General features: G+C 69.7%; 6 protein-coding genes and 1 pseudogene. 6 read left to right on the forward strand and 1 reads right to left on the reverse strand.

Features of this window, described 5'->3' with window-relative positions:
- The 3 genes and pseudogenes from E1265_RS32200 to E1265_RS32210 form a co-directional block, all read left to right on the forward strand.
- A pseudogene (locus E1265_RS32200) lies at nucleotides 1–218 on the forward strand (ISL3 family transposase); the annotation flags it as partial.
- A 295-nt stretch (nucleotides 219–513) separates the two neighbouring features.
- Nucleotides 514–882 carry a hypothetical protein gene (locus E1265_RS32205; RefSeq protein ID WP_132934499.1) on the forward strand — a complete coding sequence of 123 codons (369 nt, stop codon included), beginning with the start codon at nucleotides 514–516 and terminating at the stop codon, nucleotides 880–882.
- Nucleotides 883–1,124: 242 nt separating this feature from the next.
- On the forward strand, nucleotides 1,125–1,529 hold the full coding sequence (locus E1265_RS32210; RefSeq protein ID WP_132934500.1) for a hypothetical protein: 405 nt from the start codon (nucleotides 1,125–1,127) through the stop codon (nucleotides 1,527–1,529).
- A 21-nt stretch (nucleotides 1,530–1,550) separates the two neighbouring features.
- On the opposite strand, the gene E1265_RS39940 is transcribed toward E1265_RS32210, so the two are convergent.
- A complete protein-coding gene (locus tag E1265_RS39940; protein ID WP_243741262.1) occupies nucleotides 1,551–2,075 on the reverse strand; it encodes a hypothetical protein in 525 nt (174 codons plus the stop codon).
- Nucleotides 2,076–3,119: 1,044 nt separating this feature from the next.
- On the opposite strand from E1265_RS39940, the gene E1265_RS32220 reads away from it, so the two are divergent.
- From E1265_RS32220 to E1265_RS32230, 3 genes are all read left to right on the forward strand, one after another.
- Nucleotides 3,120–3,593, forward strand: coding sequence for a hypothetical protein (locus tag E1265_RS32220; RefSeq protein WP_243741263.1), 474 nt, complete (start codon nucleotides 3,120–3,122; stop codon nucleotides 3,591–3,593).
- The gene (locus tag E1265_RS32225) at nucleotides 3,590–4,765 is read left to right on the forward strand and encodes a zinc-dependent alcohol dehydrogenase (RefSeq protein WP_132934501.1); all 1,176 of its coding nucleotides are present in this window, start codon (nucleotides 3,590–3,592) and stop codon (nucleotides 4,763–4,765) included. The genes E1265_RS32220 and E1265_RS32225 overlap by 4 nt, the downstream gene beginning before the upstream one ends.
- Nucleotides 4,766–5,469: 704 nt before the next feature.
- Nucleotides 5,470–6,193, forward strand: a 724-nt coding sequence (locus tag E1265_RS32230; protein WP_347877272.1) for a DUF2071 domain-containing protein, incomplete at its 3' end; no start/stop codon positions are given.

Consider the following 6,193-nt stretch of genomic DNA (forward strand, 5'->3'; position numbering starts at 1 on the left):
CCGAGTGGATCAACGCCGTCCGCACCACCGACCTACCTCACCTGCACGCCTTCGTGAACGGCCTCGAACTCGACCGCGCCGCCGTCGACGCCGGACTCACCCTCCCCCACCACAACGGCCGCACCGACGGCGTCAACACACGCACCAAGCGAATCATGAGGCAGATGCACGGCCGCGCCGGATTCGCCCTACTCCGCCACCGCATCCTCCTCCAGTGACCACCACACAGCGCCACCACCGGATACGGGCCAGAGCCGGATCTTGGACACCCTCACCCCGTCTCCGCAGGACTTCGACATAACTCGTCTAGTTCGAGAACGTATCTCCGAGTGACGACACACGATGTCGCGAACAGCGTGCTGACGTTGATCCTCGCGTTGCGGGCTCGGTCCCGACGTGAAGACCGGCGCCCGCCGGATCCTCGGCGCCAGCGGCGCATGGCCGACCTCACGCAGCGCCAGCACGATCTCACCCCGCCTGCGGCGGCCCCCACCCCGGCCCGGGACCGCAGCGGTGACGCCTGATGGTGTCCGGCTGCCGAACTCCTTTTGGGCCTTCCACCAGCAGTACTACGGCGTCTACAAGCGCTACGCCGAGCTCCAGCTGGATGACCCGCCCTGGGCCCGCCAGGTCGTCCAGGACGTCATGAAGAGCCTGGCGCTCCACTGGGCCTGGCTGATGGCACAGGAGTCCCCCAGGGCCACCGCCTGGGCGATCCTGCGGCTCACCATCGCTGAGCAGCTCCGCCGGGTCGGCCGCGAGCCGGCCTTCACCGCCACCGCCGCCTTCCGCCGCGCCACGCTCGAAGCGTTCCGTGACAAGTTCGCCGCCCTGGAGAGCGAGCTGGGCCTGTACGCGGGCCCGCGAGTTCACGGAAACTGAACGGCTTTTCGCGGGAACCCGAGGATGGACGGTCGTGTTCTCGTGTCGGCGAATACGCGGGGTGGGTGTCGAGCGGGCCCGCCCCTGGGTGCCACCCCTGCAAACGGCGCTGACACCGTAGGAGTCATGAGAGCAGAAGGAACGACACCAGAACCGGAAACCTCTATGCAGAGTGGGCTCACATCTCTGGTGAGGTGGCGTGCCGTTATCAAGCGGATGAGAGACGCTCGGAGGATCTGCCGATGATCGCTGCTGAGGCGCTCGCAGCCGGACTGGACACCCCGACATTGTGCGAGCTCGCCGGTTGGCCTCGCAACGCGGATGCCCGCGATATTCGGGACGTTCGAGCAAGCAGTTGCCGAGTTGGGGTTCGGGTTGCCGGTCGGAGCCTGGCACGGCGCCACGCTCTGCGCCGGATGGCGGCGAGGCTCATCGATGGAGAGATAATTCCCGCTGACCTGGCGACGGACGACTGGTGGGAGACGGAGGTCGAGACCGCGGCGGAGCAATCGTTCGTGGCGCTGATCCCGCAATGCGATTGCTGCATCGAGTACACCTTGAGGCTTGACCAGCAGACGTGGGCGGCCCAGCTGCGGAACGCTGCCCTCGCCCTGACGTCGTCTCCGCCGATCGGCCCCGGATGCTGACTCTGCCTCGCGTGCTCATCCTCAGCAAAGGCGTGGACCGGTCAAGCAGACTTCACTGACCTGGCTGTTCAGCGGCCTGTGCAGCAGCGCCCGTGCGGAGTCCGCGTAGCGCATCGCGGTCTTCTCGTCGAGCCCGAACACCACGGCGAGGTGGAGCGGGTCAGGCCCGTGGGTGAGGGCCTCTTCGAGTTGGCGGTCGACGCGAAGCCGTCCCAGTGTCGCGTCCTGCCCGCGCATCGCGGCGCTGATCCAGTGGACGGTCTGGTTGTTGATCAGTAGGTGGAGGTTCGCGGTGTTCGGCCACCGGTTTCGCCGGTGCTCCAGCCAGTCCAGCAGCAGCTTCTGGGTGAGGTCGTCGAGCGGGCGGACACGTCCGGCGATGGTCAGCCGACGGTTGCCGATGTCGAGGTCGTCGAGCATGAGGTTGGCGATCTGGGCGACCCGGGCGGCGTGGACCGCTGCGAGGGCGAGGATGAGCCGCGTTGCCGGGGTGGTGGCCGCCGCGACGGAGCGGCCGACCTGCTCTGGGACGAGCGGTTGCAGCACGGCGTACTCGTATTGCCCGACCTTGATCCGACTGGTGGGGTTGCGGAAGATCAGCCCATTCCGCTTGGCCCAGCGAGCGCAGGGCGACGAGTTGGTCGTGGCGCTGGTGGCCGTGCAGTGTCTTGATGTAGGTGAGGACGTCGTCGCGGGTCACCTCCCGCAGGTGGTCGTAGGGGTTCGACCATTCCAGCAGGGCCGGGCGGACTCGGTTGAGGTAGAGCCAGACCGTGCCTTCCCGTCGCGGGAGGCTGCGAGGGCCGCCGTCGCGCAGGACGCGGGTCCAGCGCTCGGCCTCCGAGCGGATGCCGGATGCGAGACCCTCCAGCCTCTCGGCGAGCCAGCGTTCGAAAGAGGGTTCGCTGTCGTCCTCGAAGATCCCCATCTCGTCCAGGACCGTGACGGTGTGGCCGACCGGCAGGTCCAGGACCCGCAGCGGGGGCGAAGATCTCCGTGTGCCGGATGACGTCGCCCTCGACGTAGCCGGTGAGGACGAGGGCCAGGCCGTGGTTGACGGCGAAGCGGATGTTGCGCCCCCAGCCGCGGGTCTCGGCGAACCGGTGGGCAAGGTACTTTGCCCAGGCTAGCCACGGGCTGGCCAGGTCGGCGTCGGCCAGGGCGAGCCGGCTGTAGTCACGGGGGATCTGTGCGAACAGCGGTAGCTGCCGCCAGCCGGGATCCGGACGCCAGGCCGGTGCAGGAGGCGGCTTGCGCGGGGCTCCCCGCCGTCCTCCGCGCGTCCGAGCAGCCGACAACCGGTCTGGTCGATGAGGTCGCCGAAGGTGTCCAGGATTTCCTGGCGCCGGCGAGGAACGTCTGGCGGGGCTTCTCGGTGTCGGCGCGCCATAGCAGGGGAAACGGCCGACTGCCCCAGGCCGGCGGTCGCCCGGTCGTGACCGTCTCCAGAGAACTCGAAATGGTCATCGGCCGGCTTGGAGCAATGGCACGACGGAGTCTGGGTACCCGCCGGGCACCCGCGCTCATCGGATGCGCCGGTCTCTATGCAGCCGACCCGGCGAACCACTGCCGGCATCCAGGAGGTGACCGATGATGATCTCTCGGAAATCGCTGTGGGCGACCGCCGCGGGGCTGGCCGCCGGAACCGTGGTCGTCGCGCGGCGTGTACAAGCGCGCCCCACGGCCCCGGCCGACTCTGATCGATGGCTCACGGTGACGATCAACTGTGGGCGGGAGGAGCTGTCCCCCGAGAAGCTGCCGCCGCCGCTGCGGGAGTACGGCGAACGCATCGAGACGCGGATCCGTCCGGCACCGGGGGATCGCGGAACGGAACTCGCGGTGCGCCTGAAGGGCCCACAGTCACAGTCCACGCGCTCGATGACCGCACGGCTCGCTGGCGACGACCCGCGCCAGGACCTGCGTCGTGCCCTGCGTGCCGTGAAGTCGCTGCTGGAGGCCGATGAGGTGCTGCAACCCGACGCGCCTCCCACTACACGCGACACCCCAGGCGGGAAACTCGTCGGACTGCTGAGCCGGCGCGCGAACGGGGAGGGAGTGCTGTGAAGGCCCTGTGCTGGGAAGGCGTCAACAAACTGTCGGTGGAGCAGGTCCCCGACCCCGTGCTGCGCAATGACCAGGACGTCATCGTGCGGCTCATCGCCGGCACGACCTGCGGCTCCGATCTCCACCTCATCGGCGGCTACATCCCCTTCATGCGCGCCGGGGACGTCATCGGCCACGAGTTCCTCGGGGAAGTCGTGGAGGTAGGGGCGGCGGTACGCCGGCATCGGGTGGGCGACCGCGTGGTGGTCTGCTCCTTCGTCGGGTGCGGCCGCTGCTGGTACTGCACGCACGACCTGTGGTCCCTGTGCGACAACACCAACACCAATCCGGGCATCGGCCAAGCCCTCTTCGGCGCGGACACCGGCGGCATCTTCGGTTACTCCCACGCCATGGGGGGACTGCGCGGCAGCCACGCCGAGTACGTGCGCGTCCCCTTCGCGGACCACGGCGCCTTCCCGGTATCGGAGGGCGTCGACGACACCAGCGCCCTCTTCGTGTCCGACTCGGTGCCCACCGGATGGATGGGCGCGGACCTCGCCGGCGTGAAACCGGGCGACGTCGTCACCGTATGGGGGTGCGGGGCCGTCGGGCAGATGGCGGCGCGGGCCGCGATCCTGCTGGGCGCGGAACGTGTGATCTCCATCGACCGCGTCCCCGAGCGTCTGGAGATGACGGAGCGCTACGTCGGCAGCGAGGTCATCGACTACACGGCCACGGACGTCGGCGCGGAGCTGCGCGAACGCACCGGTGGGCGAGGCCCCGACGTGTGCATCGAGGCAGTCGGCATGGAAGCCCACAGCGACAGCCCCGTGCACCTCTACGACCAGGTCAAGCAGCAACTGCGGCTGCAGACGGACCGTCCCACCGCCGTACGGCAGGCCATCCACGCCTGCCGCAAGGGCGGCACGGTCTTCATCCTCGGCGTCTTCGCCGGCGCCGTCGACAAGTTCCCCCTCGGCGCGGTGATCAACAAGGGACTGACCCTGCGAGGCGCCCAGCAGCACGGCCAGCGCTACATCCCCATGCTGCTGGACCACCTGGCCGCCGGTGAGCTGAGCACCTCACACCTCGCGACCCACAGCCTGTCCCTGGACGAGGCGCCGCGCGCCTACCAGATGTTCAAGGAGAAGACGGACGGCTGCGTCCGCGCGGTCATCCGGCCGGGCACCTGACGGCGCGCCCAAGACGTCAGCGGGGCGCGGCCGCGTCCTCCCCGCAGGCTCCCACCTCCGCGACACTGCCGCGGCGTGCGTCCCGGCGCGTGTGCCGCCTTCGGGTTGCTCTTTCGGTGGTCACCGGTTCACACCGCCCGATCCGGGGACCGACGAGTGCCATGAGGCACACCCTGCTCACCGGCCCGTGAGTGCTTGGCGGATGTGAGGTCCGGGGTGGTGCTTGACGGATCGGTCTCGGGCCGGACAGGACGCGGAAGCAGGTCTCCTCGATGACCACGGTGACGGTCTCACCGGCATGCGCGACGCCCGGACGGAGCTTCTGCCGGGCGATCACGAAGGTGTCGTCGGCTCCGACGCGGTGGCCGCCTGGCGTGGTTGCGACGGAGGCGGGGGCAGCGGCGTGGTGGTGACGCGGGCGCCGGAGAGCTTCGCGCGCCGCTGATGCGGGATCGGCGCGGTCAGGGTCTTGACCAGGAGCCCGGCGTGGATGACTTACATCAGACTGCCGTCGAATCGCAGTGACCGGCTTCCCGATCATGTCGGCGCCTGCCCAAGGGAGACCACGCCGTCCTCGCCGCCGGTCGGCAGGTGGGCGACAGAATGACGCTACGCGCGGGTAGCGCGGTCAAGACCGCCCGGGTGCCGGCCGGGCCGCCGCCCCGGCCGGGTTTGGTGGACGGTTCGCCGGGCACTCGGTCGGCGTGGTCTCTTATGGACCGGAGCGGCGCCTGCGCGCCGCCGCGCTGAGAGCCGGCTGGCTGACGCAGACGTTCGTCCACTGGAGGTTCCCCCCGGACCAGGTCCAGCGCCTGGTACCCGAGCCATTGGTCGTTGACACGTACGACGGAGCCGCGTGGGTGAGCCTCACGCCGTTCGTCATGGCCGACGTGCGACCGCCGGGTGTCCCAGCCGCCATGCCCGGCCCACCGTCCTTCGCCGAGACCAATCTGCGCACCTACGTGCGCCGGCCAGACGGGCGCGACGGACTGTGGTTCCTGTCCATCGAAGTGAACTGCCCCGCGATGCTGGCCGCTCGCGCGGTGGGCGCCCCCTACCACACCGGACGGCAGCGCCTCTCGGAACGCGAAGGCGTCGTCTCGTACGCCGGCTCCCGACGGGGCGGGGGACCATCGTTCCACCTGGCCGTCCGCCCCGGCAAGCCGATCACGCCCACCCGACGGGACGTGTGGCTCACGTCCCGCTGGCGGGCCTTCACCCGCCGGCTGGGCGCGATCTGGGAAACACCCGTCGAGCACGAACCCTGGCCACTGCGCGAAGCCGGCCTCCAGGTACTCCACGAGACCCTCACCCAGGCCGTCGGGCTGCCCCCACCCGCCACGGAGCCGGTGGTGCACTTCTCGGACGGCGCCAGACGGGTACGCATCGGCGTCTCCCGTCCCGTGGGCCTGGTCGGCCACCCACGCC

This window comes from Streptomyces sp. 8K308 (assembly GCF_004348315.1).
Classification (GTDB): Bacteria; Actinomycetota; Actinomycetes; order Streptomycetales; family Streptomycetaceae; genus Streptomyces.